Raw genomic sequence first — 25,561 nt, 5'->3', positions numbered from 1 at the left:
TGTCGATGCGAATATCATATACGAAATCCCTCATTTTCCAGTTCACCCCGCCCGGCTGAAGCGCTCCTCCAGCGCGGCGATCTGCGCCCGCTCGCCGCGGATGAAGTCGCGGAACGCCTGAGCCACCGGCGACAGGTGCTTGCCGCGCGGGTGCACCACGCACCAGCTGCGTTGCAGCGGCAGTTCCTCCACCGGCAGTTCGCGCAAGAGCCCGCGCGCCAGCTCCAGGCGCACGGCGTGACGCGGCAGCAGGGCCAGGCCGAGCCCGGCGATGACCGCCTCGATCTGGGATTCGCTGGAGCCGACTTCGAGCGTCTGCGCGAAGTGGGCGCGCTTCTGGTGGCAATACTCCTCGCAGGCGCGGCGGGTGCCCGAGCCGGCCTCGCGGACCAGCAGCGGAAAGGCGGTGAGATCGGCCAGGAGCAGCTTCTCCAGCGTGCACAGCGGGTGCTGCGGCGGTGCCACCGCGACGATGGGGTTGTTGAGGAAGGGGAAGAAATCCAGCGGCTGATCGCCGGGGGGCTGCGACATGATCAGCAGGTCGTCGCGGCTGGCCGACAGGCGGCGCACCGCCTGGCCATGGTTGACCACCACTAGCTGCAGGCTGACCTCCGGGTGCTGCTCGCGGAAGGCGGCGAACAGGTGCGGTACCAGGTACTTGGCGCTGGACTCCACGGCCAGGCTCAACTGGCCCTGTAGCGAGCCCTGCAGGTCGGAGAGCTGCATGTCCAGCGCCTCCAGGCGGCCGAACACGTCCTCACTGGCGCGCAGGAGGGCCTCGGCGGCGGGTGTCAGGTGCAGCTTCTTCGCCACGTAGTCGAACAGCGGCTGGCCGATCAGCTCCTCCAGCTGGCGCACCTGCAGGCTCACCGCCGGCTGGGTCAGCGCCATCTCCTCGGCCGCCCGGCTGTAGGAGCGACTCTCGCACACCGCACGGAACACCTGAAGCTGGCGAAAAGTCATTCGCATCAAGGACTTGCGCATCTGTAAAGGAACTCCAGCAGGCGATGGCTGCGGCAACTATAAGTCTTGACTAATGCTTAGCCCAATAATTATTCATTTTTGGTAATCCAGCCGCGGCGCTAGCTTAGAAAGCAAGACCGCCGCGGGCTGTGCGGTCATTCGCGGACCGCTTTGCGGCGGTCCTTTGCTCACGTGATCGAGGACCAGGCTCGTGATCAAGAAGATTCTCATCGCCAACCGCGGCGAGATCGCGGTGCGCATCGTGCGTGCCTGCGCCGAAATGGGCATCCGCTCGGTGGCCATCTACTCCGATGCGGACCGCCAGGCGCTGCACGTCAAGCGTGCCGACGAGGCGCACAGCGTCGGCGACGACCCGCTGGCCGGCTACCTGAACCCGCGTAAGCTGGTGAATCTGGCGGTGGAGACCGGCTGCGACGCGCTCCACCCGGGCTACGGCTTCCTCTCGGAGAACGCCGAGCTGGCGGAGATCTGCGCCGAGCGCGGGATCAAGTTCATCGGCCCCTCGGCGGAGGTGATCCGCCGCATGGGCGACAAGACCGAGGCGCGGCGCAGCATGATTGCCGCCGGCGTGCCCTGCACCCCGGGCACCGAGGGCAACGTCGCCGACATCGCCGAGGCGCTGTCCGAGGCCGAGCGCATCGGCTACCCGGTGATGCTCAAGGCCACTTCCGGCGGCGGCGGCCGCGGCATCCGCCGCTGCAACAGCCGCGAGGAACTGGAGTCGGCCTTCCCGCGGGTGATCTCCGAGGCCACCAAGGCCTTCGGCTCGGCGGAAGTGTTCCTGGAGAAGTGCATCGTCAACCCGAAGCACATCGAGGCACAGATCCTCGCCGACAGCTTCGGCAACACCGTGCACCTGTTCGAGCGCGACTGCTCGATCCAGCGCCGCAACCAGAAGCTGATCGAGATCGCCCCCAGCCCGCAGCTCACCCCCGAGCAGCGCGCCTACATCGGCGACCTGGCCGTGCGCGCCGCCAAGGCGGTGGGCTACGAGAACGCCGGTACCGTGGAGTTCCTGCTCGCCGAGGGCGAGGTGTACTTCATGGAGATGAATACCCGGGTGCAGGTGGAGCACACCATCACCGAGGAAATCACCGGCATCGACATCGTCCGCGAGCAGATCCGCATCGCCTCGGGCCTGGAGCTGTCGGTGAAGCAGGAAGACATCGTCTATCGCGGCTTCGCCCTGCAGTTCCGCATCAACGCCGAGGACCCGAAGAACAACTTCCTGCCCTCGTTCGGCAAGATCACCCGCTACTACGCCCCTGGCGGCCCCGGTGTGCGCACCGACACGGCGATCTACACCGGCTACACCATTCCGCCCTACTACGACTCCATGTGCCTGAAGCTGATCGTCTGGGCGCTGACCTGGGAGGAGGCGATGGACCGCGGCCTGCGCGCGCTGGACGACATGCGCGTACAGGGCGTGCGCACCACCGCGCCCTATTACCAGGAAATCCTGCGCAACCCGGAATTCCGCAGCGGCCGGTTCAACACCAGCTTCGTCGAGAGCCATCCGGAGCTGACCCAGTACTCGATCAAGCGCAACCCGTCGCACCTGGCCATCGCCATCGCCACCGCCATTGCGGCCCACGCGGGGCTTTAACGAATCGTAGCCCGGACGCAGTCCGGGATCTGCGGCCCCGGACTGCGTCCGGGCTACAGGAGAGCAGAGAACATGACCAAGAAGATCAGCGTTACCGACACCATTCTGCGCGACGCCCACCAGTCGATCATCGCCACGCGCATGCGCACCGAGGACATGCTCCCCATCTGCGACAAGCTCGACAAGGTCGGCTACTGGTCGCTGGAAGTCTGGGGCGGCGCCACCTTCGACGCCTGCGTGCGCTTCCTCAAGGAAGACCCGTGGGAGCGCCTGCGCAAGCTCAAGGCCGCGCTGCCCAACACCCGCCTGCAGATGCTCCTGCGCGGGCAGAACCTGCTCGGCTACCGCCACTACAGCGACGACGTGGTGCGTGCCTTTGTGGCCAAGGCCGCGGTGAACGGCATCGACGTGTTCCGCATCTTCGACGCGATGAACGACGTGCGTAACCTGCGCGTCGCCATCGAGGCGGTGAAGGCCGCCGGCAAGCACGCCCAGGGCACCATCGCCTACACCACCAGCCCGGTGCACACCATCGACGCCTTCGTCGAGCAGGCCAAGCAGATGGCTGCCATGGGCGTGGACTCCATCGCCATCAAGGACATGGCAGGCCTGCTGACGCCCTACGCCACCGGCGAGCTGGTCCGCGCGCTGAAGGAGGCGCTGCCGCTGGACGTGGTGATCCACTCCCACGACACCGCCGGCGTGGCCAGCATGTGCCAGCTCAAGGCCGTGGAAAACGGCGCCGACCGCATCGACACCGCCATCTCCAGCTTCGCCTGGGGCACCAGCCATCCGGGCACCGAGTCGATGGTCGCGGCCCTGCGCGGCACGCCCTACGACACCGGCCTGGACCTGGAGCTGATCCAGGAGATCGGCATGTACTTCCACGCCGTGCGTAAGAAGTACCACCAGTTCGAGAGCGAGTTCACCGGCGTGGATACCCGCGTGCAGGTCAACCAGGTGCCGGGCGGGATGATTTCCAACCTGGCCAACCAGCTCAAGGAGCAGGGTGCGCTCAACCGCATGAACGAAGTGCTCGCGGAGATTCCGCGGGTGCGCGAGGACCTGGGCTTCCCGCCCCTGGTCACCCCGACCTCGCAGATCGTCGGCACCCAGGCGTTCTTCAACGTGCTCGCCGGCGAGCGCTACAAGACCATCACCAACGAGGTGAAACTGTATTTGCAGGGCCGCTACGGCAAGGCGCCGGGCAAGGTCAACGAGCAGCTGCGCAAGCAGGCCATCGGCAGCGAAGACGTGATCGACGTGCGCCCGGCCGACCTGCTCAAGCCCGAACTGGACCGCCTGCGCAGCGAAGTCGGTGCGCTGGCCCAGAGCGAGGAAGACGTGCTGACCTTCGCCATGTTCCCCGACATCGGCCGCAAGTTCCTCGAGGAGCGCGCCGCCGGCACCCTGACCCCGGAAGTGCTGCTGCCGATTCCCGAGGCCGGTGGCGTGGCGGCGGCCGGTGGCGAGGGCGTGCCGACCGAGTTCGTGGTCGATGTGCACGGCGAGAGCTATCGCGTGGACATCACCGGCGTGGGCGTGAAAGGTGACGGCAAGCGCCACTTCTACCTGTCCATCGACGGCATGCCGGAAGAGGTGGTGTTCGAGCCGCTCAACGAGTTCGTCGCCGGGGCCGGCGGCAAGCGAAAACACGCCAGCGCGCCGGGCGACGTCAGCACCACCATGCCGGGCAACATCGTCGACGTGCTGGTCAAGGAGGGCGATGCGGTCAAGGCCGGCCAGGCCGTGCTGATCACCGAGGCGATGAAGATGGAGACCGAGGTCCAGGCGCCCATCGCCGGCACCGTCAAGGCCATCCACGTGGCCAAGGGCGACCGGGTCAACCCGGGCGAGGTGCTGGTGGAAATCGGCTGACGGCGGCGCAGCGATGAAAAAAAGGGAGCCGCGGCTCCCCTTTTTCATGGCGGGGTATCAGCGACGCAGGCGCTGGTTGCGGCGCAGGTCGATCAAGTCCTGGTAGGTGCAGGTCTGCGGTTCGGCGCCGGTGAGGTCGTAGCAGCGCTGGCCGAAACCCATCGGCCAGTAGGCGATGCCTACCGGCGGCCAGAAGATCGAGGCCACGCGGAAACGGCTGCGTAGCTTGCCGCGCTGGATGGTGTTGGCCTGTGCGTCTTCCAGCCGGTACGGCACGCCGCCGGCGGCGCCCCAGGAGAACGGGCGGCTGCGCACCAGGCCCTGGTTGTGTTTGACCGGGCGTTCGTTGACGATCAGGGTGCTGTTTTCCGGCAGCTTGAACCAGGCGCCGGTGGAGCAGCCGGCGAGGGCGATGCTCGCCGCAAGCAGGGCGGCGGACTTCAGTAGGGACATCTCGACTTCCTTGTACGCAAGCAGTGGCAGATTGCCGCTATCGCGGCGGCGCGCACTATAGCGGCTTGCCCCTGGCTTGGCGATGCCCCGAGCGGCGGGCACAAAAAAGGGAAGCCCTCGGCTTCCCTTCGTTAGCAGGCGGTACGACTCAGCGCCAGAACGGCTTGCTGATCTCCACGGCGCGGTCGTAGGTGCTGATGCCGGCGTCGGCCAGCAGGCGCTCGTCGAGGCGAGCCAGTTCACGGCGGCTGCTGGCGCGGCGCTGCCACAGCAGCAGGGTGCCCAAAACGCGCAGGGGCAGGGCGCCGTTGGCGGCCGGGGATTGTTGTTGGAACATCAGGTCGGAACTGAGTATGCGTTCCATGGTGGTGCTTCCTTCCGCGATCTGCGGGGCTAAGTGGTGTTCTATTGGAAGCCTATTTTCCTGACTGCCCAGTCGATTTTGCAGGCACAGCTGGGCTAAATTGCAGGCCTATTAGTTAGGCGGCTTTGCAACTGTTCTGGTCCTATGGCGACAACTGTACTGGTCATCCGTGAAAGTTCGGGTTGCTACGGACCTCGCGAGAGTTTTCACTAGGGACCAGGCCAGATGCGACAGTTTGCTGGCGGTACAGTTATTTTTGCCGATCCGAAACTGATGCAACTGTTATTGCCAGCGCAAACGCCCACGAGGCGGCTGCGGCTGGCTAGATTTACCGGTGTTCCCACGAGGAAATCCCATGACCGACCACACCCAGCAATTTGCCAGCGACAACTATTCCGGCGTCTGCCCGGAGGCCTGGGCCGCCATGGCCGAAGCCAACCGCGGCCACGAACGCGCCTACGGCGAGGACAGCTGGACGGCCCGCGCCGCCGACCGGTTCCGCCAGCTGTTCGAGACCGACTGCGAGGTGTTCTTCGCCTTCAACGGTACCGCCGCCAACTCCCTGGCCCTGGCCTCGCTGTGCCAGAGCTACCACAGCGTGATCTGTTCGGAGACGGCCCACGTCGAGACCGACGAATGCGGCGCGCCGGAGTTCTTCTCCAACGGCTCCAAGCTGCTCCCCGCCCGCACCCTGGACGGCAAGCTGACGCCCGAGACGATCCGCGAGGTGGCGCTCAAGCGCCAGGACATCCACTACCCGAAACCGCGCGTGGTGACCCTGACCCAGGCCACCGAGGTCGGCACCGTCTACCGTCCGGACGAGGTCGCCGCCGTCAGCCAGCTGTGCAAGGAGCTGAATCTCAACCTGCACATGGACGGCGCGCGCTTCTCCAACGCCTGCGCCTTCCTCGGTTGCAGCCCGGCCGAGCTGACCTGGAAGGCCGGCGTCGACGTACTGTGCTTCGGCGGCACCAAGAACGGCATGGCGGTGGGCGAGGCCATCCTGTTCTTCAACAAGGCGTTGGCCGAGGACTTCGACTACCGCTGCAAGCAGGCCGGCCAGCTGGCCTCGAAGATGCGCTACCTCTCCGCGCCCTGGGTCGGCCTGCTGCAGGACGACGCCTGGCTGCGCCACGCCGGCCATGCCAACCACTGCGCGCGCCTGCTGGCGGAGCTGGTGGCGGACGTGCCGGGCGTGAGCCTGATGTTCCCCGTGGAAGCCAACGGCGTGTTCCTGCAGCTCTCGGAGCGGGCCATCGAGCGGCTGCGCGAGTGGGGCTGGCGCTTCTACACCTTCATCGGCGCCGGCGGCGCGCGCTTCATGTGCGCCTGGGATACCGAGGAGGCGCGGGTGCGCGAACTGGCCGCGGACATCCGCCGCGCGATGGGCTGAAACCCGCGCCGCAGCGCAGCGGCAGGCAAGGCGGCCGACGAAAGGCAGGGGTGGACCGGGGTGGGCTGGCTAATGTTTTCAGTCCCACCCCTCACTTTTTTCCGCTTCGCCGGAGAACGTCGCTTATGGAAATCAACAGCCTCTTCGCGCAGTTGCACAGCCTTCCCAGCATTCCCAAGGTCGCCCAGGACCTGATCCAGCAGTTCGACAATCCCAACACCAACCTCGACGCGGTCGCGCGCAACATCAACCTCGACCCGGTGATCGCGGCCAAGGTGCTGCGCCTGGCCAACTCGGCGCGCTTTCGCGGCGCGCGCGAGGCGCACAGCGTCGAGGATGCCGCCTCGCGGCTGGGCTTCAACACGCTGCGCACGCTGGTGCTGGCCTCGGCGGTGACCGGCGCGTTCAAGACCGATTCCGGCTTCGACCTCAAGGCGTTCTGGCTGCACAGCTTCCAGGTGGCGAGCATCTGCCGGCTGCTGGCCAAGACCCGCGGCGTGGCGATGGAGACGGCGTTCACCTGCGGGATGATGCACAACATCGGCGAGCTGCTGATCCAGACCGGCGCCCCCGAGCTGGCGGCGCGGCTCAATCGCGGCGGCAAAACCGATGCCGCCGGCCGCGTGGCGCAGGAGACGCTGCAGCTGGGCTTCGGCTTCCCCGAGGTGGGCGCCGAGCTGGCGCGGCGCTGGCAGCTGCCCGAGGTGATCCAGCAGGCCATCGCCCTGCAGGCTCGCCCGCATCAGGCGCCGGTGGACATGCCGCTGCCGCGCCTGGTGGCCCAGGCGGTGCTGATCGCCGAGGCCCTGCGCGAGCACGACGGCGATCTGGCCAAGACCCGTCAGGAGCTGGACAGCCCGCTGTGCGAGGGCATCGACCTCGACGCGCTGTTCGACAAGCTGCCGGAGGTGCTGGAGGCCGACAAGGGCTTCAGCCAGTTGCTGGACTGAAGGCGGAGTGAAGCTCTGCGGACGCACGGCCCTGCCGCATTAGCGCGTGGCGAGGGGCTCATCTGCCCTTCGTTGACCGCGCTTTCTGCGCCTTTCGATAAGCGCGTGCTGTCGCCGTTGCGCCCGGCCTGGCCTGGCTCCGACAGCAGGCAGGCTTTCCCTGAAACCGGCGCGCCAGTGAATTTCTCAATGGCCGCCATGAAAATCTCCGGTTGGCCCGTTGCGCTCCCCTTGGCCGATGCTTCGCCCCATCGACGCGAACAGAGGACAAGGGGAATCCGCATGAAGACCGTGGCGCAGATGCTTCGCAGCAAACCGCAACAGAACGTCCATACCGTGGCGCCAGACGCCAACATGCTGGAAGCGCTGCGGCTGATGGCCGCGCACAATGTCGGCGCCCTGCCGGTGATCGATGGCAGCCGGCTGGTGGGCATCGTCAGCGAACGCGACTACGCCCGCAAAGGTGTGCTCGAAGGACGTTCGTCCATCGGCACCGCGGTGCGCGAGGTGATGAGCGTGCCGGTGGTGACGGTGCAGCCGCAGCAGAGCATCCGCGAATGCATGGGCCTGATGACCGACGGCCACCTGCGCCACCTGCCGGTGGTGGAAGGCGAGCGGCTGCTCGGCCTGCTGTCCATCGGCGACTTGGTCAAGGAGACCCTGGCCGAGCAGGACGGGCTGATCCAGCATCTGGAACAGTACATCCGCGGCGAGTGAGGCCTAGCCCTGCGGCGTCGCCTGTTCCGCCGGCGGCGCCTGCTCCGGCGATTCCTCGCGCTTGCTGCACACGCCGTTGGCGCCGTGCCGGCCGGTGTAGGTCACGCTCGGCGTGCCGTCGGCTTCAAAGCTGATGGAAATGGTCACGCCCTCGCCCTTGGCCTCGTAGTACTGCTCGCTGAATTTGCTCAGCGTGGCCTGCTTGCCGTTGATGAACACCGGCCCGCCGGCCTGGCTGCGCACGGCCAGGTCGGTGGGGCAGGTGACGTCCAGCTCCGGCAGGCTGACGGCCTGGGCGTTGCTGGCGAGGAGGGTGGCGAGAAGGGTCGCGAGGACGAGCGGCAATCTGTTCATGGGAAACTCCATGCGGGTAAGCGCAAGCGCTGCCCAGTCAACTAAGCAGCCGCCGCCCCGCCTGTCCAAGCGCTTCGTCAGTTGTCCGCGCGGCAGCGGGCTCTGCCTCATAGGGCGGTCTCGGAGCGAAGCGACAGCCGGCCATCCGCTGCACTTCGCGGTGCGGATAGCGGGCTGTTTTCGCGAGTGCATCTGACCCAGCGCAGACTCAATTACCGGTCTTCACCTTGCTCCAGGCCCGGGTGCGCGCGCGCTCGGCCGCGCGGGGTAGCGGCTCGAGGGTGTAGAGCGTCTTCATCGCCTCGGGCGTCGGGTAGAGGTTGGGGTTACTGCGGATCGACTCGGCGACCAGCGCGGTGGCGTCCTTGTTCGGGTTGGGGTAGCCGACGAAGTCGGAGATCGGCGCGATCACCTGTGGCTGCAGGAGGAAGTCGATGAAGGCGTGGGCCTCGTCGATGTTCTTCGCATCCTTGGGAATCGCCATCATGTCGAACCAGATCGGCGCGCCTTCCTTGGGCAGGCGCATGTCTACGGTCACGCCATTGTTCGCCTGCCTGGCGTTGTTGGCGGCCTGGGAGAAGCTGCCGGAGTAGCCCACGGCTGCGCAGATCTCGCCGTTGGCGATATCGCTCATGTACTTGGAGCTGTGGAAGTAGCGCACATGCGGGCGGATCTTGCTCAGCAGCTCTTCGGCCTTGGCGTAGTCGGCCGGCTCCGTGCTGTTCGGCGGCAGGCCCAGGTAGTGCAGGGCCAGCGGCAGGATCTCCGACGGCGAGTCGAGCAGGGCCACGCCGCAGCTCGCGAGCTTGGCGATGTTCTCTTCCTTGAAGATCAGGTCCCAGCTGTCCACCGGTGCCGTGTCACCGAGGGCGGCCTTGACCTTGTCCGGGTTGAAGCCGATCAGCACGGTGCCATACATGTAGGGCACGGCGTACTGGTTGCCCGGATCGTTGGCCTCGATCAGCTTCATCAGCTGCGGGTCTAGGTGCTGCCAGTTGGGCAGTTTGCTGCGGTCGAGCTCCTGGAATACCCCGGCCTCGATCTGCTTGGCCAGGAACACGTTGGACGGCACCACCAGGTCATAGCCGGAGTTGCCGGTGAGCAGCTTGGCCTCCAGCGCCTCGTTGGTATCGAAGATGTCGTAGGTCAGCTTGATGCCGCTGTCCTGCTTGAACTGGGTCAGGGTCTGCGGGGTGATGTAGTCGAACCAGTTGTAGACCTTGAGTTCGCGGTCGGCGGCCTGGGCGGTCCCGGCCAGGGTCAGGCCGCAGAGTGCGGCGGCGAGCAGTTTCTTCATGTTGTTCTTCTCCTGTGCAGGGCTCAGCCCTGGAAACCTTCGAGCACGTTGACGGCATTGATGCCGATTTCGGCGACCGCATAGCCGCCTTCCATGACGAACAGCGTAGGCTTGCCCAGCGCGGCGATGCGTTCGCCCATGCGCAGGTAGTCCGGGCTGTCCAGTTTGAAACTGGAGATCGGGTCGTTCTGGTAGGTGTCGACGCCGAGGGACACCAGCACCACGTCCGGGCCGTAGGCGGCGATACGCCGGCAGGCGGTTTCCAGGGCCGCGCCCCACACGTCCCAGGCGCTGCCGGCGGCCAGCGGCAGGTTGAGGTTGCAGCCCTCGCCACGGCCCTCGCCGGTCTCGTCGGCGTAGCCGAGGAAGTGCGGGTACTCGAAGCTCGGGCTGCCGTGGATATTGGCGACGAGCACGTCGTCGCGGTCGTAGAAGATCGACTGGGTGCCGTTGCCGTGGTGGTAATCGACGTCAAGGATCGCCACGCGTGCGGCGCCCTGGTCGAGGAAGGCCTGGGCGGCGATGGCCACATTGTTCAGGTAGCAGTAGCCGCCCATCACGTCGGCGCTGGCGTGGTGGCCCGGTGGGCGGCAGAGGGCGAAGGCGCTGTGGGCGCCGGCGGCGATCTCGGCCTGGCCGCTCAGGGCGATCTGCGCCGAGCTGTACACGGCCTGCCAGGTACCGGCGGTGATCGGCGCGAAGCAGTCGAAGCTGTGGAAGCCGTACTGGCCGTAGAGGTCGTCCGGGCGCTTGGCGCGCAGATGGCGGGCCGGGAACACGCCGGGCAGGAAGTCGGCCGTGTTGCCCTGGGCGGCCCAGCCGGCCCAGGCCTTCTGCAGGAAGTCCAGGTAGTCGCCGGTGTGGATGCGGGCGATCGGCGCCAGGCCGAACTCCCGAGGCGCCAGCACCTCGCCGAGGTTGCGCTCGCGCACCCGCGCCAGCACATGGTCGGCGCGCGCCGGCATCTCGAAGCAGGGTTTGAATTCGCCGTCGACCATCTCGCCCTGGGCGTGGTGCAGGCGGTGGTCGTCGCTGTAGAAGGTCAGCATCTTGTTGTTCTCCTCGAGGGGGCTGGCGGCATTGTTGGCGCGGGTGGCGGGTCGGGAAACGATAACGCCGGCCAACAAAGGGATAAATCCGGCCAACTTCGACGGGCTGCGCCCGCGGCGTGATGGCGCGCGTGGGCCGAGCGTCTATTTCGGCACCCGTACACGCAAGAGGCCGAACATGCAGGCGCTGTTGAACGAGATTGTGGACCAGGTGCGCCCGCTGCTGGGCCGCGGCAAGGTGGCCGACTACATCCCCGCCCTGGCCGAGGTGCCGGCCGAGCGCCTGGGCATCGCCGTGATGGGGGTGGACGGCAGCCTGTACACCGCCGGCGATGCGGCCGAGCCGTTCTCGATCCAGAGCATCTCCAAGGTGTTCAGCCTGGTGCAGGCGATTCAGCATTCCGGCGAGGACATCTGGCAGCGCCTCGGCCACGAGCCATCCGGCCAGCCGTTCAACTCGCTGGTGCAGCTGGAGTTCGAGCGCGGCCGTCCGCGCAACCCCTTCATCAACGCCGGCGCCCTGGTGATCTGCGACATCAACCAGTCGCGCTTCGCCGCCCCGGCGCTGTCCATGCGCGACCTGGCCCGGCGCCTGTCCGGCAATCCGCTGGTGGTGTCGGACGCCAAGGTCGCCGAGTCGGAATACCAGCACCGCGCTCGCAACGCCGCCGCGGCCTACCTGATGCAGGCGTTCGGCAACTTCCACAACGAGGTCGAGACAGTGCTGCGCAGCTACTTCCACCACTGCGCCCTGGCCATGAGCTGCGTCGACCTGGCCCGTGCCTTCGGCTTCCTGGCCAACCAGGGCCTGTGCCCGCGCAGCGGCGATACCGTGCTGAGCCCGAGGCAGACCCAACAGGTCAACGCCATCATGGCCACCAGCGGTCTGTACGACGAGGCCGGCAACTTCGCCTACCGCGTCGGGTTGCCGGGCAAGAGTGGCGTCGGCGGGGGCATCGTCGCGGTGGTGCCGGGGCGCTTCAGCGTCTGCGTGTGGTCGCCGGAGCTGAACGCCGCCGGCAATTCCCTGGCCGGCATGGCGGCCCTGGAATCGCTCAGCGAGCGCATCGGCTGGTCGGTGTTTGCCCCACTGGGGTGAGCCGCGCCGTTGGGTTGAATCCGTAGGGCGGGTGTTACCCGCGCATCTCACACGCGGGTTTCACCCGCCCACGGAAGCCATCCCCATCTTGCATGGGAGCAGCGGAGCGATCTGGCTTGGCGCTTGGCCGGTAGCCCGGACTTCAGTCCGGGACACCCCGGCCGGCTCCCGGACTGAAGTCCGGGCAACATCGCTGGCTTGGCTCTTAGAAGCGCGCCTGCCACTGGGCGATCAGCGCATGGTTCTGCGCATCGCTGCCCAGCTCGCCGCTGTAGCCCAGACCCAGGCTCTGCTCGGCGCTCAGGCCGAGGTCGACACCGGCCTCGACCAGCAGGCTGTTGCGATCCAGGGCCGCGCCCTCGACGCTGAAGGCGTCGCCGCCGGTGAGGAAGGACTGCCGCGCGCTGCTTTCCAGGTCGCCGAAGGTGTGGCGCCAACCCAGGCTGGCGCGCGGGGTCAGGCTCATGCCGTTGTCCAGGTTGCCGAGGTGGGCGACGCGCACACCGAGGGTGCTGCTGACGTTGTCCTGATCCTGTTCCTCGACGTGCAGGGCGGCGGCACCACCTTTCTCGTCGTAGCTCTCGTGGCTGTAGCGCTGGTAGCCGATGGCGGCGAAGGGCTCGGCGAGCAGGCGACCCTCGGCCAGCTGGTAGCCCAGCTCGGCGAAGGCCTGCTGGCTGTGGGCGTCGTAGTCGGCGCGCAGGTTATCGCGGAAGCCGCTGAAGTCGACGTCACGCTCGCCGCTGTTGTCGTGCCAGCTGTAGGAGGCGCCCAGGCGCAGGGCCAGTGGCCCGCTCTGGTGCTGGGCATAGACGCCCAGGTGCAGGCTGTCGATATCGTTATTAGCATTGTCGGCATCCACGTCGGTGCGGCCGTAGCCGCCGAGCACGCCCAGGCGCCAGGCGCTGCCCAGGGCCCAGTCGGCGCCGAGTACGGCACCGGCGCTGTCCTGGCGGATGTCACCGCTGTCGGCGTCCAGCTTGCCGTGGCTGCCCAGGCCTTGTAGCCAGAGGCGTCCGGCGGCGTTCGGATCGTTCAGCCCGCGGGCGTCGCGCGGCACGCCGCTGGCGGCCAGTTGCGGGCCGTCTTCGCGCAACAGGGAGGCCTGCAGATTGCCGCTGCCGCCCATCTGCTGCATGGCCGAGAGCATGCTGCTGCCGACCTGCGCACCGCCGGCCAGGGTGGCGCTGGCCATGCTGGCGTTGCTGCTGCCGGCCAGTTGCTCCAGGCCGCGGCGGGCGTTGTCCGCATCGCTGCCGAGCAGGGCCTGGTAGAGCTCACCGCTGCCGCTGGCCTGGATCACGTTGGCTACATTGCGACCGTTGCCGCTGCTGGCCAGGTCGGCGTAGGCCAGGTCGTTGCGGAGCAGTTGCAGTTCGACGCTGTCGCTGCCGTAGCTGAGCTCGGGGGTGAGGAAGGCCAGGTTGCTGCTGACCGTGGCGAACTGGCCGCTGATGCCGCCGTCGGCCTGCAGCACGCTGTACTGGCTCAGGCGCGGGTAGTCGCCCGAGCCTGCGACGATCTTCAGGGTCGCGCCGCTAATGCTGGCGCTGCCGCTGACCGAAGTGGGGTTGTGGCTGCCGTCGGCGGCCACGTCGAGGATCAGGCGCGAGCCACTGGCCAGGCTCAAGTCGCCGCCGACCTGGCCACCACCGAAGCCGGCGCCACTGGCGACATTCACGTCGCCGGCGATGCGGCCGAGGTTGCGCAGGCTGCCGCCGAGCACCTCGGCGCCATTGCTGAAGTCGTCGCTGTCCAGGCTCCAGCTGCCCTGCAGTACCTGCAGCAGTTCGAAGCCGCTGCTGTTGCCGAAGCTGCCGCCGGCGGCATCGTCGAGCAGCACGCGGTCAGTGCCGGCGCCGCCCGTGACGCTGCCGACGAAGCGGCTGCCGGCCTGCAGGATCAGGCGGTCGTCGCCATCGCCGAGGTCCAGGGCCAGGCCGTTCTGGCCCTCGATCAGACCGGCGTTGAGTACCTGGTCGTTACCCGCGCCCATCTGCACGGCGGCGCCGGCCGTGGTGCTGGCGAGCTGGTCGACGCGGGTGGAGTCGGCGCCGCCGCGGATCACCCCGCCGCTGCGGTTGATCAGCACGTCGTCGTAGTCGCCGACCAGGCCAATGGCGGTCTCGTCGGCGCCAATGATGCTGCCAGCGTTGTCGATGCGCGCCGCGCCGCCGTGGGGGGTGTCGGTGCCACGGCCGGTGGCCGAGGCGGTGCCGCTGGCGCCGTCGTCGATCAGGATGCCCTTGGACTGGCCGAAGATGGTCGCGCCGGCGGCGTTGATGATGGTGCCGCCACCGGCGGCGATGCCGTCGGCACCGTTGGGGTTGCCGCCGGAATCCAGGCCGCCGGCACCTAGGCCTTCGATGCGGCCGTGGTTCTCGATGTAGGCCATGCCGTCGATATCGACGCCGTCGCCGTCGCCGTTGCTGGTGGTGACGCCGAGGCCTTCATGGTCATAGGCGTTGCCGGCACCGGCATAGCGGCCGCTGATCAGGCCATAGTTGAACACCACGCCGTGGCCGTCGAGGCCGACGCCGGAGCCGTTGTGGCCGATGATGGTGCCATCGGCGTAGTTGATCACCACCGGGTTGGCGATCTGCACGCCGTTGGTGGTGACGCCGTCGACCACCTTGGCGAAGGTCACGCCGTTGCCGTCGGCCGAGGTGATGACCAGGCGCTCCAGGCCGAACAGGTCGGCATCGGCGTCGGCCGCCAGCGGGTCGCCGCCGTCGATGCCGTGGCGCGGGCCCTCGATGCTGCCGTGGTTGAGAATGGCGACGTTGCTGCGCTCGTTCTCGATGGCCACGCCGTCGGCGGCGGAATAGTCGTTGGCGCACTGGCCGCTGACGTAGTCCGGGCAACTGGTGTTGACCGTGCCGGTGGAGACGATGCGCCCGTAGTTGGTCAGGGTGAAGTTGCTGCCCAGACGCAGGGCGTCGTTGCCGGTGGAGCTGATGGTGGCGTCGCGGTTGTCCGCCGCGCCGTTGATGATCTGGTTGCCGGTGCTGGTGTAGTCGGCGTCGGCCTTGATCGCCCGCTCGCCGCCGACGCTCACGCCGCTCTGCGAAATGGTGCCCTGGTTGTCGATGATGTACTGGCCGGCCGGGCGGTTGAGACGGATGGCGACGTTGCCGACCGCGTCGATCAGCGCGCCTTCTTCGTTGCGGATGGTCAGTAGCGGGGTGCCGGTGTTGGCATCGATGGTTCGGCCGCTGCCGGTCTGCTCGATGGCGCCAGCGTTGGTCAGGGTCGAGGTGCCGCTGCCGATGGTGACCGCCGCCGTACTGCCGCTGGTGCTGAGAATGCCGCCCTGCTGCACCACGCCGGCGCCGGTCAGGCTCTGCCCGTTGTTCACCGTGCTGCCGGTGGTGACGGTAAAGCCGGCGGCGAAGGCCGGGCCGGCGATAGCGGCCTGCAGGGCCAGGACCAGGGGGAGAGGGCGCAGGAGCGGATTCATGCTGGGTCACCAGTCGCTGGAATAATAAGGCCAGCGACTATGCCCAGAACGTATTACGGAATTTTGAAGGCCCCGCGCTCCCTCAGTCGGCGCATTCCCCGCACAGGTCGAGGGCGAACAGGCGCTCGGCCTCGGCCGGCGCAAGGCCCGCGCCGATCAGGCTGAACAGCTTGCCCAGGGCGGCCTCGCGGGTCATGCCGGTGCCGCTGACCAGGCCGGCCTCGGCCAGGGCGCTGCCGGCGGCATACACATCGAAATCGACGTGGCCCTGCGGGCACTGGCTGATGGCAGCCAGCACCACGCCGCGCTCGCGCGCCTCGCGCAGCACGGCGAGGAACTCGGCATCGTCCGACGGCCCGGTGCCGCTGCCGTAGCACTCCAGCAGCGCGGCCTCGACATCGGCCAGCACCGCGCGCAGCTGGGCGGCGGACAGGCCGGGGAACAGCGGCTGTACGGCCAGCTTCACTTCGCGGCGTGGGCGGCGGTAGTGCAGCGCCTCCGGTAGCGTCTCGGCGCGGGCACCATGGCGTGCGCGTGCGGTGTTGACGAAGGCATCGAAGGCCTCGCTCTTCAGCTTGCTGGCGCGGGCGCCGTGCAGCAGCTCGCCGTCGAAGAACAGGTGCACGCCGGGCAGGCAGCCCAGGTTCAGTGCCGCCAGGGCGCCGAACAGGTTGGGCCAGGCATCGCTACCCGCGGCGCCGGCGGGCAGCATCGAGCCGGTCAGCACCACCGGCACCTGGATGCCCAGCAGCAGGAAGCTCAGCGCCGCGGCGCTGTAGGCCAGGGTGTCGGTGCCGTGCAGCAGCAGCACGGCATCGAAGCCTTCCTCGTCCACCGCCTGGACGATGGTGTCACGCATGGTCAGCCAGTTGGCCTGGCGCATGTTGGCGCTGTCGATCGGCGGGCTCAGCTCGCGGAACTGCCAGGCCGGCGCCGGGCGCTCCGGATGCAGGGCCTGCTCGGCCTTGAGCCGTGCCTCGAAGCCGGAAGCCGGCGCCAGGCCGGCCTCGCTCATTTCCATGCCGATGGTGCCGCCGGTGTAGAGCACCAGCAGGTTCTGCGAAGGGTTCATGGGGTCGTCCGGTCAGTTGGCGATAGGCGTTTCGCCCGAGTGTATGGCCGTCGGGCAGAGGTAGGACCGAAAAAAAGGGGGCGCTGTGCCCCCTTTTTATTTCAGCGCATGACTCAGCGCTGATGCAGGCTGTGACCGATCTCGGCGCGCTCGCTGGCCGCCTCGGCCTGGCCAGGGGCCGCATTCCAGACGCTCGGATCGAGATCCAGGTCGGCGAACTGCTTGGCGTCCAGCACCGGGCTGGCGACGCCGGCCTCGATCTGCGCGTCGTAGTCGCGCATCAGGCGCAGGCCGACCTTGAACAGCATGAACACCGCCGCCAGGTTGACCAGCGCCAGCAGGCCCATGGTCACGTCGGCGAAGCCGAACACGGTGGACAGGTCCTGCATCGAGCCCCACAGCACCAGGCAGATCACCAGCACCCGGTACAGCTGCACCATCCAGCGCTTGCTGGTGAAGAAGCCCAGCGCGTTCTCGCCCAGGTAGTAGTTGTACACCAGGGTGGTGAAGACGAAGAGCAGCAGCGCCATGCTGACGAACACCCGCCCCCATTCGCCGACCTGGGCGGCCAGCGCCGACTGGGTCAGGACCACGCCGGCCTCTTCCATGCCCGGCTGGTAGACGCCGGAGAGCAGGATGATCAGCGCGGTGCTGGTGCACACCAGCAGGGTGTCGATGAACACGCTCAGCGACTGCACGATGCCCTGGGCGGCCGGGTGCTTGACCTCGGCCACGGCGGCCACGTTCGGCGCGCTGCCCAGGCCCGCCTCGTTGGAGAACAGGCCGCGCTTGACGCCCATCAGGATGGCCGCGCCGATGCCGCCGGCGAAGGCCGGCTCCAGGCCGAGGGCGCTCTTGACGATCAGCGCCAGGGTGGCCGGCACCTCGGCGATGTTCATGCCGATCACCACCAGCGCCATGCCGATGTAGGTGAAGGCCATGATCGGCACCAGCACGTCGGCCATGCTGGCGATGCGCTTGATGCCGCCGAAGATGATCAGGCCGATCACCAGCACCAGGGCGATGCCGCTGAAGTGGGTGGGCAGGCCGAAGGTGTCGTGCAGCGAGGTGGCGACGGTGTACGACTGCACGGCGTTGAAGCCGAAGCCGAAGGTCATCAGCAGCAGGATCGAGAAGATGATCGCCAGCCAGCGCAGGCCGAGGCCGTGCTGGATGTAGAAGGCCGGGCCGCCGCGGTAGCTGCCGTCGGGCTCGCGGCGCTTGAAAAGCTGGGCCAGCGAGCATTCGAAGTAGCTGGTGGCCATGCCGAGCAGGGCGACGAGCCACATCCAGAACACCGCGCCCGGGCCGCCGAGCATGATGGCCACGGCCACACCGGCGATGTTGCCGGCACCTACACGGCCGGCCACGGAGAGCATCAGCGCCTGGAACGAACTGAGCTGGCCCGGCTTGCGCTGGAAGGCTTCGGCGAAGATGCCGAACATGTTGCCAAAGTAGCGGAATTGCACGAAGCGGGAGCGGATCGAGAAATACAGGCCGAGACCGACCAGGGCGACGATGAGGACCTTGCTCCAGAGCAGGTCGTTGAGAAGATCGAGCATGATGGGTTGTCTCTCTTGTAGTTATGCGTGATGAACGCCGGTACAGCACGCGCGGCTGGCGCATGGTCGGCCCGTGGCTGGGCTCGGGCAATTTCGCGGGTTGCGGCGAGTTGGCGCTACCTGATGCTAGAATCGCGTCGCTCGCATCACTTGGAATGGCCACATGTCGGAAGCCCTCGGCGACAACCTCAAGCTGCTTTGCAGCCACTACCGCTCGATTGCCGAGGTGTGCCGCAAGCTCGCCATCAACCGCGCCCAGTTCAACAAGTACCTCGGCGGCCAGAGCCGCCCCACGCCCTACAACCTCAAGCGCATCTGCGACTTCTTCGGCGTCGAGGACTACGAGCTGCTGCTGCCCGCCGAACAGTTCGCCCGCCTCATTGGTGCGCGCACTTCGGGCCATACGGCAAGCAAGCGCGGCGACGCCCTGCTCAAGCTACTCAGCCCGCTGCGCGAGCAGACCGGCGACCTGCGCCGCTACTGCGGCTATTACTTCGAATACTCCAACTGCATGTCGGTTCCTGGCTACGTGCTGCTGTCGCTGGTGCACCTGTGGGAGGAAGACGGCGACTTCCTGTTCGAGCGCCAGGAACGCCAGGAGCGCTCGGCCAGCGCCGACGTGCAGGCCGAGGACTGGGTGCGTTGCCGCTACCTCGGCGCCGCCTTCCAGCTGCAGGACCGGCTGTTCCTGATGGACTACGAGTCGCTCACCCTCAACGAGATGAGCCAGACCATCCTCATTCCCAGCTACAAGAGCCGCCTCACCCGCCTCAACGGCCTGAAGACCGGCGTCTCCAGCGGCGACCGGCGCAACCCGGCCTGCACCCGCGTGGTGTGGGAATACCTGGGGCCCGAGATCAACCGCATCAGCGCCTACCGCCAGGTGCGCCTGTACCGCCCGGACGACCCGCGCATCGACGAGGACGTGCGCCAGCGGCTGAACGTGGCGCCGCTGAAGGACGGGTTGTTCGAGATCGAGTAGAGCTCAACTGCGGAGTTGCATTGAGCCGACCAACTCAATTCCACTTGATCTAGCCAGCCAAAGTGCATGGCATTTGGCTGGCATCTATCGCCGCGCCTGATATGTTGACCAGACATAGCTCTTAATTCTTGGAGATGCTAAATCCATGAGGGACTTTATTAATATTGATGACTCGGTGACGGTTGATTTTGAAGAATACCTCGCCAGCTTAGAGGATTCTAATCTCTCTCTTGCTATAGAGCATGCTTGGCAACCAGTTCTACCTACGCTCAATAAATTTTGGTACGAAGGTAGATGTTCCGCAGTTTTTTATAAAGACATCGGACCAGGTTTTCGCCGAGGGCTCTGCTCTAGGGATTATTATCAGTGCCGGGCTAATCAAACACTGCGTAAGTGCACCGTGGCCACAAGCATACGAAGTATTGGGAGCTGCTGGTCCTGCGGTTGTGGGCGGAAACATGGTTGCGCAGCTCGGGCTTACTTGGGTACTAGCACATGAATATGCACATGCGTTCAGAGCCCACAATAAAGTTCTGGAAATCGTGGGTCACACGATTAGCGCTTACCGAGCAACGGAGCACGACGCAGACCTGCGCAACAGCAGCTATTTACCGCATCCTCCAGAAAATGTTTGGACAGGTTATGGCCGATATAGACATACGTCGATTCACGATATACGCAATATATTGGTCGATTAGATCATTGCCGGCAGAGGGCGGAGGCACTCATAGTCCGTTGTCGGAACGGCTTGTTCAGATACTCATGAAGCTAGTGACAATTACTGAGACTGCTATCGAAACAGTAGATGTGAATTGTGAGCGTCCGGAGACTCGAGCCAGAACTGAGCCACTTATAAGTGCAATAGTGGCATGCGAGCAGCTTTACGAGAGTGAGTGCGGCTCCAATGAGTATGGATTTATACGGGCATGGCACAGCTATGTTTCAAGTGGCGGACACGTTCAATGCATTGAAGATTGGATGCAGATTGCACCTCTTGTGCACCAACTGGCAGATTGTTAGAGAAAACACTCCAGTAGCGATCTGCAGTTTGACGCGCTTTCATCTAAGCACAGATTCGAATGGGTACGTGGGAGGTTAGCTCAACGCATTGCTCAGCCACGCAGCTCTTCCAACCGTGTCTTCTGCCTCCCTCTGCCATCAAAGTTGTCGGCCGCCAACCAGAGCTGGAAGGCGGCGCGGCACTGCGGCCATTCACTGTCGATGATGGAGAACCAGGCGGTGTCGCGGCTCTCGCCCTTGACCACCATATGCTGGCGGAACAGTCCCTCGTAGCTGAAGCCGAAGCGTTCGACCGCGCGTCGAGAGCGGGCGTTCCGCGAGTTGCACTTCCACTCGAAGCGGCGGTAGCCGAGTTCGTCGAAAGCGTTGCGCGCCAGCAGGAACACCGCCTCGGTGGCGCCCGGCGTGCGCTGCATGGCGCCGCCGAATGCGACATGGCCGAGCTCGATGCAGCCGTCCTTGGGCGTGATGCGCAGGTAGGCGAGCAGGCCCAGGGCGCGGCCGCCGGCCTGCTCGACCATGGCATAGAACTGCGGGTCGCGGCTGGCGGCGTTGGCGGCCAGCCAGGCATCGAAGGTCGTGCGCTCGGTGAAGGGGCCGTAGGGCAGGTAGTCCCACAGCGCCGGGTCCGGGCCCTGCAATGCCTGCCAGAGATCATCGCCATGCCGGGCGGTATCCAGTGGTTCCAGGCGGATAAAGCGGCCCTGCAGCGGGTCATGTGGCGGGAAGGGGCGCGGCTGCCACTGGCTCAGGTCGGCGCTCATGGCAGCAGCTTCCGGTACTGGATAAAGCCGGAGCGGTCGGCGATGCGGTCGTAGAGCATGCGGCCCGGGTAGTTGATTTCCTGGGTCAGCCAATGCACGCGACTGGCGCCAGCAGCAGCGGCCTGGGCGTAGATGTGTTCGATCAGCGCGCGGCCGATGCCGCCGCCGCGGATGTGTTCCGCGACGTACAAGTCCTGCAGATAGCAGTAGTCGCCCGTGGTCCAGCAGCTGCGGTGGTAGATGGAATGCACCAGGCCCACGGCCTCGCCGTCGCGCCAGGCCAGGGCGGCGTGCATCGGCTCGGCCGGGTCGAGGAAGCGCTGCCAGGTGAGGGCGCTGGTCTCGTCGGCGATCGTGGCGTTGTAGAAGCGCTGGTAGCCCTGCCAAAGCGGCAGCCAGGCGGCGTGGTCGGCGGCGGTGATGGGGCGGATATCGAGCATGCGGGCTTCCCTGTTCAGTCGATGGTGGTCATGCGCGCCGCCACTTCGCGGTCGCGGGGGCTGGAGTTGGCGAGGCTGTCGCGCACGCCGGCCTGGTCGGCGGCCGGGCGGTTCTGGCCGAGCTTCCACTTGCCGTCGAGGCGGCGGATCGGCAGGGCGAAGCCGACGATGGCGCGCAGCATGGTGTCGATGTAGTCGCGCGGCGCATCGCTCACCGCCCAGGGCCGGGCTCGGCCACTCTCGTGTTGATCGCTGAGGCGGCTGACGATCTGCAGCAGGCGCTCCGGCTGCTCGATCAGTTCGACCGGGCCGCGGGCGTGCACGGCGATGTAGTTCCAGGTCGGCACCACCTTGCCGTGCTCGGCCTTGGCCGGGTACCAGCCGGGGCTGATGTAGGCGTCCGGGCCGGAGAACACCGCCAGCGCCTCGGTGCCACCCTGCATCTCGCGCCAGTGCGGATTAGCGCGGGCGAAGTGGCCGTAGAGGGTGCCAAATTCGCCCTCGCCGGGTTCCAGCAGCAGCGGCAGATGGCTGGCCTGCACGCCTTCGCTGCCGACGCTGGTGAGCAGGGCGAAGGGGTTGTCCCGCATCTGCGCATGCAGCGCGGCGAGGTCGTCCTGGCGGAAGGAAGCGGGCGTGTACATGGGCAGCTCCTGGCGGAATGGCCTCATGCTAGGCAGGATATTGGCCCGTTGTAAGAGCCATTTCCTGCGACTTCAGTGGAGCCAATCCATGTCCGCCACGCCGCTGCTGCCCGTCGATCTCTCCGGCATCCGCCTCGATCCCGATCAGGGTCTGGCGCGCCAGCTGTACAAGGCCCTGCGCGAGCGCATCCTCGACGGCCGCCTGGCCGGGCGCACGCGCCTGCCGGCCAGTCGCGATCTGGCGGTGCTGTTGAACATCTCGCGCAATACCGTGACCCGCGCCTTTGACCAGCTGTATGCCGAGGGCTATGTCGAGGGCCGCGTCGGCGCCGGCACTTATGTGGCGGACCTGGCCGGCGAGCGTCCGGCGTCGCTGCCTATGGCGCCCGGACCGGCGCCCAGCGTGGCCTTGCGGCGCCTGCAGCAGCACCATTTGCCACCCCCGCTGAGCGGCGCGCCGCGGGCCTTTCGCATCGGTGTGCCGGCCTTCGACCTGTTTCCCTTCGAGGTATGGGCGCGGTTGCAGGCGCGCTTCTGGCGCAAGCCCTCGGCGGCGCGCCTGGGCTATGGCGACCCGGCCGGTGACGCGACCCTGCGCGAGCTGGTGGCCGCCTACCTGCGCAGCAGCCGCGGGCTGAACTGCGATGCGGCGCAGATCGTCATCACCTGCGGCGCGCAGCAGGCCATCAGCCTGTGTGCCCAGTTGCTGGTGCAGCCCGGCGACCGCGTGGCCATCGAGAACCCCGGCTACCGCGCCGCCGGGCATGCCCTGGCGGTGGCCGGCGCCGAGCTGTGTGGCGTGCCGGTGGATCAGGACGGCCTGGATACGGCCGCGCTGGGCGGCATCGAGGACTGCCGGCTGGCCTACGTCACCCCCTCGCACCAGTATCCGAGCGGGGTGACGCTGTCGCTGGCGCGGCGCCTGGAGCTGCTCGAATGGGCCGAGCGCCAGGACGGCTGGATTATCGAGGACGACTACGACGGCGAGTATCGCTACAGCGGCACGCCCCTGGCACCCCTGGCGGCACTGGATCGCCAGGGCCGGGTGCTGTACGTCGGCACCTTCTGCAAGATCGCCTTCCCGGCCCTGCGCCTCGGCTATCTGGTGCTGCCGCCGAGCCTGGCCGAGGCCTTCGCCCGTCGCCGCGCGCTGGATATGCGCCACTCGGAGGTCGGCACCCAGGCGGTGATGGCCGAATTCATCGCCGCCGGGCATTTCCAGCGCCACGTGCGGCGCATGCGCTCGGCGGCCCGGGCGCGCCGCGATGCCCTGCTGGCGCATTGGCCGCAAGACATCCCCGGCTGCGCGCCGCTGCCGGCGGTGGATGCCGGCCTGCACCTGTGTGTGCGAGTTGCCAGCCTGGCCCGCGAGCGCGAGCTGGTGCAGGCTGCCCGTGCCGCCGGGGTGGAGATGAACGGCCTCAGCGAGTACTGGCTGGAGTCCGGCAGCACGCCGGCGGACGAGCGTGCCGGGCTGGTGCTGGGCTTCGCCGCCGTGCCCGAGGCGCAGATCGTCGAGGCCATCGCCACGCTGCGCCGGGCCTGGCGCGTGTAGGGTGCGCCGCGCGCACCGTCGGAGGGTAGATGTGGCGGGCTCTGGTTGGGTGGTGCGTGGGCTGCGGTGCGCATGGCGCACCCTACGGTTTCGGTGCGTCGCGGTAGCCCGGATGCAATCCGGGGAGTGCAGGCGGTCCGTTCCCGGATTGCATCCGGGCTACATGGTTACCCTCTCCCCGGCCCCTCTCCCGCGAGCGGGAGAGGGAAGCTGAACACGGCACCGAGTAGGCGCCATATAGCATCGGGAAGAGGGGCAGCCATGCGCGCAAAAAAAAGGATGGTTGAGACCATCCCTGAGTGGTGAGGCTGGTGAGGCCTCGTCTATGAAAGCGGTGTAGATCAGGCGCCGGCCAGCGGCACCAGGCGTGGGGCGATCATGTTCTCCGGGCGCAGGATGTCGGCCAGCGTGACCTCGTCCAGCAGCTGCTCTTCGCGCACCAGTTCCAGCACGCCGCGGCCGGTGTCCAGCGCGGTCTTGGCGATGCGCGTGGCGTTCTCGTAGCCGATGTAGGGGTTCAGCGCGGTGACCAGGCCGATGGAGTTCTCCATCAGCTCGCGGCAGCGCTGCTCGTTGGCGCTGATGCCGTCGATGCAGAGCTCGCGCAGCATGTCCATGGCGCGGGTCAGCAGGCGGATCGAGTCGAAGATCTTGTAGGCGATCAGCGGCTCCATCACGTTCAGCTGCAGCTGGCCGCCCTCGGCGGCGAGGGTCAGGGCCAGGTCGTTGCCGATCACCTCGAAGGCCACCTGGTTGACCGCTTCCGGGATCACCGGGTTGACCTTGCCCGGCATGATCGAGCTGCCCGGCTGACGCGGCGGCAGGTTGATCTCGTTGATGCCGGTGCGCGGGCCGCTGGAGAGCAGGCGCAGGTCGTTGCAGATCTTCGACAGCTTGACCGCGGTGCGTTTGAGCATGCCGGAGAACAGCACGAAGGCGCCCATGTCCGAGGTGGCCTCGATCAGGTCGGCCGCCGGCACCACCGGATGACCGCTGACGATGGCCAGGCGCTGCACGGCGAGCTTCTGGTACTTCGGGTCGGCGTTGATGCCGGTGCCGATGGCGGTGCCGCCGAGGTTGACCTCATGCAGCAGGGTCGGCGCCAGGCGCTTGAGGTGCTGCAGGTCTTCGCCGAGGGTGGTGGCGAAGGCGCGGAATTCCTGGCCGAGGGTCATCGGCACCGCGTCCTGCAGCTGGGTGCGGCCCATCTTCAGTACATGGCCGAACTTTAGGCCCTTGGCGGCCAGCGCCTGGATCAGCCGGTCGAGGGCGCCCAGCAGGCTGTCGTGGCCGAGCAGCAGGCCGATGCGGATGGCGGTCGGGTAGGCGTCGTTGGTCGACTGCGCCATGTTCACGTCGTTGTTCGGGTGCAGGTGCTGGTACTCGCCCTTCTCGTGGCCCATGGCTTCCAGGGCGATGTTGGCGATCACCTCGTTGGCGTTCATGTTGGTCGAGGTGCCTGCGCCGCCCTGGATCATGTCGACCACGAACTGGTCGTGGAACTCGCCCTGGATGATGCGGGCGCAGGCGGTGCTGATGGCGGTGTGCTTGGCCGCGGACAGGTGGCCCAGCTCGCGGTTGGCGTCGGCGGCGGCCTGCTTGACCATGGCCAGGGCGATGACCAGTTTCGGGTAGTGCGACAGCGTCACGCCGGACAGTCGAAAATTCTGCACGGCACGCAGGGTCTGGATGCCGTAGTAGGCCTCGGCGGGGATTTCGAGCTTGCCGAGCAGGTCTTTTTCGACGCGGGTGGATGCAGCAGCGGACATGATGTGTCATTTCTCGGGAAAACGGCTTGGCGCCGCGATGTCCCATATGATGGGGCGTGAGCCTGTTTGTCGGCCAATGCTGTTAAACGCTATGGTATGCACGATCGGCATAATGTCGCGGTGACTCGGGTTCGATGTCGCGCGTGCAT

21 protein-coding genes are annotated in these 25,561 nt (G+C 66.9%); 8 read left to right on the top strand and 13 right to left on the bottom strand.

Annotated features, from left to right (window positions below):
* Positions 1–42: 42 nt before the first annotated feature.
* Positions 43–984, bottom strand: coding sequence for a LysR family transcriptional regulator (locus NF616_RS13265; RefSeq protein ID WP_286675048.1), 942 nt, complete (start codon positions 982–984; stop codon positions 43–45).
* 190 nt (positions 985–1,174) lie between these two features.
* Here NF616_RS13265 and NF616_RS13260 point away from each other — a divergent pair, with 190 nt between their 5' ends.
* Both NF616_RS13260 and oadA read left to right on the top strand, forming a co-directional pair.
* The gene (locus NF616_RS13260) at positions 1,175–2,590 is read left to right on the top strand and encodes an acetyl-CoA carboxylase biotin carboxylase subunit (RefSeq protein WP_252273758.1); all 1,416 of its coding nucleotides are present in this window, start codon (positions 1,175–1,177) and stop codon (positions 2,588–2,590) included.
* Between the two features lie 72 nt (positions 2,591–2,662).
* Positions 2,663–4,468, top strand: a complete 1,806-nt coding sequence (oadA, locus tag NF616_RS13255) for a sodium-extruding oxaloacetate decarboxylase subunit alpha (RefSeq protein ID WP_252273757.1) — start codon at positions 2,663–2,665, stop codon at positions 4,466–4,468.
* A 57-nt stretch (positions 4,469–4,525) separates the two neighbouring features.
* Here the strand turns inward: oadA and NF616_RS13250 are convergent, their stop codons facing one another.
* Positions 4,526–4,921 (bottom strand): hypothetical protein, encoded by a 396-nt coding sequence (locus tag NF616_RS13250; protein WP_252273756.1) that lies wholly within the window; start codon positions 4,919–4,921, stop codon positions 4,526–4,528.
* Between the two features lie 148 nt (positions 4,922–5,069).
* Positions 5,070–5,285 carry a DUF1127 domain-containing protein gene (locus NF616_RS13245; protein ID WP_252273755.1) on the bottom strand — a complete coding sequence of 72 codons (216 nt, stop codon included), beginning with the start codon at positions 5,283–5,285 and terminating at the stop codon, positions 5,070–5,072.
* A 355-nt stretch (positions 5,286–5,640) separates the two neighbouring features.
* Here NF616_RS13245 and NF616_RS13240 point away from each other — a divergent pair, with 355 nt between their 5' ends.
* The 3 genes from NF616_RS13240 (at position 5,641) to NF616_RS13230 (ending at position 8,345) form a co-directional block, all read left to right on the top strand.
* Complete coding sequence (locus tag NF616_RS13240) at positions 5,641–6,678, top strand: threonine aldolase family protein (protein WP_252273754.1); 1,038 nt, start codon at positions 5,641–5,643, stop codon at positions 6,676–6,678.
* 125 nt (positions 6,679–6,803) lie between these two features.
* Complete coding sequence (locus NF616_RS13235; RefSeq protein ID WP_252273753.1) at positions 6,804–7,628, top strand: HDOD domain-containing protein; 825 nt, start codon at positions 6,804–6,806, stop codon at positions 7,626–7,628.
* Positions 7,629–7,910: 282 nt separating this feature from the next.
* Complete coding sequence (locus NF616_RS13230; RefSeq protein WP_252273752.1) at positions 7,911–8,345, top strand: CBS domain-containing protein; 435 nt, start codon at positions 7,911–7,913, stop codon at positions 8,343–8,345.
* 3 nt (positions 8,346–8,348) lie between these two features.
* Here the strand turns inward: NF616_RS13230 and NF616_RS13225 are convergent, their stop codons facing one another.
* The 3 genes from NF616_RS13225 to NF616_RS13215 form a co-directional block, all read right to left on the bottom strand.
* Complete coding sequence (locus NF616_RS13225; RefSeq protein WP_252273751.1) at positions 8,349–8,699, bottom strand: hypothetical protein; 351 nt, start codon at positions 8,697–8,699, stop codon at positions 8,349–8,351.
* A 208-nt stretch (positions 8,700–8,907) separates the two neighbouring features.
* On the bottom strand, positions 8,908–9,996 hold the full coding sequence (locus NF616_RS13220) for a polyamine ABC transporter substrate-binding protein (RefSeq protein ID WP_252273750.1): 1,089 nt from the start codon (positions 9,994–9,996) through the stop codon (positions 8,908–8,910).
* A gap of 23 nt (positions 9,997–10,019) precedes the next feature.
* Positions 10,020–11,045 carry a histone deacetylase family protein gene (locus NF616_RS13215; RefSeq protein WP_252273749.1) on the bottom strand — a complete coding sequence of 342 codons (1,026 nt, stop codon included), beginning with the start codon at positions 11,043–11,045 and terminating at the stop codon, positions 10,020–10,022.
* Between the two features lie 178 nt (positions 11,046–11,223).
* Between NF616_RS13215 and glsB the strand changes: the two genes are divergently transcribed.
* Positions 11,224–12,144: a glutaminase B gene (gene glsB, locus NF616_RS13210; RefSeq protein ID WP_252273748.1), complete on the top strand. Its 921-nt coding sequence runs from the start codon at positions 11,224–11,226 to the stop codon at positions 12,142–12,144.
* Positions 12,145–12,349: 205 nt separating this feature from the next.
* On the opposite strand, the gene NF616_RS13205 is transcribed toward glsB, so the two are convergent.
* The 3 genes from NF616_RS13205 to NF616_RS13195 form a co-directional block, all read right to left on the bottom strand.
* Positions 12,350–15,604: an autotransporter family protein gene (locus NF616_RS13205; RefSeq protein WP_252273747.1), complete on the bottom strand. Its 3,255-nt coding sequence runs from the start codon at positions 15,602–15,604 to the stop codon at positions 12,350–12,352.
* A gap of 82 nt (positions 15,605–15,686) precedes the next feature.
* A complete protein-coding gene (locus tag NF616_RS13200) occupies positions 15,687–16,676 on the bottom strand; it encodes an asparaginase (protein ID WP_252273746.1) in 990 nt (329 codons plus the stop codon).
* 113 nt (positions 16,677–16,789) lie between these two features.
* The gene (locus NF616_RS13195) at positions 16,790–18,238 is read right to left on the bottom strand and encodes an alanine/glycine:cation symporter family protein (protein WP_252273745.1); all 1,449 of its coding nucleotides are present in this window, start codon (positions 18,236–18,238) and stop codon (positions 16,790–16,792) included.
* A gap of 163 nt (positions 18,239–18,401) precedes the next feature.
* On the opposite strand from NF616_RS13195, the gene NF616_RS13190 reads away from it, so the two are divergent.
* Entirely contained in the window at positions 18,402–19,220 is an 819-nt protein-coding gene (locus tag NF616_RS13190) for a helix-turn-helix domain-containing protein (RefSeq protein WP_252273744.1), read from the top strand.
* Between the two features lie 1,112 nt (positions 19,221–20,332).
* Here the strand turns inward: NF616_RS13190 and NF616_RS13185 are convergent.
* From NF616_RS13185 to NF616_RS13175, 3 genes are read right to left on the bottom strand one after another with little or no spacing between them, the layout of a single operon-like run.
* A complete protein-coding gene (locus NF616_RS13185; protein WP_252273743.1) occupies positions 20,333–21,004 on the bottom strand; it encodes a GNAT family N-acetyltransferase in 672 nt (223 codons plus the stop codon).
* Positions 21,001–21,444, bottom strand: a complete 444-nt coding sequence (locus tag NF616_RS13180; protein WP_252273742.1) for a GNAT family N-acetyltransferase — start codon at positions 21,442–21,444, stop codon at positions 21,001–21,003. The genes NF616_RS13185 and NF616_RS13180 overlap by 4 nt, the downstream gene beginning before the upstream one ends.
* A 14-nt stretch (positions 21,445–21,458) precedes the next feature.
* Positions 21,459–22,088, bottom strand: coding sequence for an FMN-binding negative transcriptional regulator (locus tag NF616_RS13175; RefSeq protein WP_252273741.1), 630 nt, complete (start codon positions 22,086–22,088; stop codon positions 21,459–21,461).
* 88 nt (positions 22,089–22,176) lie between these two features.
* Between NF616_RS13175 and pdxR the strand changes: the two genes are divergently transcribed.
* Positions 22,177–23,643 (top strand): MocR-like pyridoxine biosynthesis transcription factor PdxR, encoded by a 1,467-nt coding sequence (pdxR, locus tag NF616_RS13170; RefSeq protein ID WP_252273740.1) that lies wholly within the window; start codon positions 22,177–22,179, stop codon positions 23,641–23,643.
* A 341-nt stretch (positions 23,644–23,984) separates the two neighbouring features.
* Here the strand turns inward: pdxR and aspA are convergent, their stop codons facing one another.
* Positions 23,985–25,412 (bottom strand): aspartate ammonia-lyase, encoded by a 1,428-nt coding sequence (gene aspA / locus NF616_RS13165; protein ID WP_252273739.1) that lies wholly within the window; start codon positions 25,410–25,412, stop codon positions 23,985–23,987.
* Between the last annotated feature and the right edge of the window lie 149 nt (positions 25,413–25,561).

Origin of the sequence: Pseudomonas subflava (assembly GCF_023823685.1) — a bacterium.
GTDB lineage: Bacteria > Pseudomonadota > Gammaproteobacteria > Pseudomonadales > Pseudomonadaceae > Aquipseudomonas > Aquipseudomonas subflava.
The sequence above is the reverse complement of the archived record's forward strand: the minus strand, read 5'-3'. Positions and strand labels throughout refer to the sequence as shown.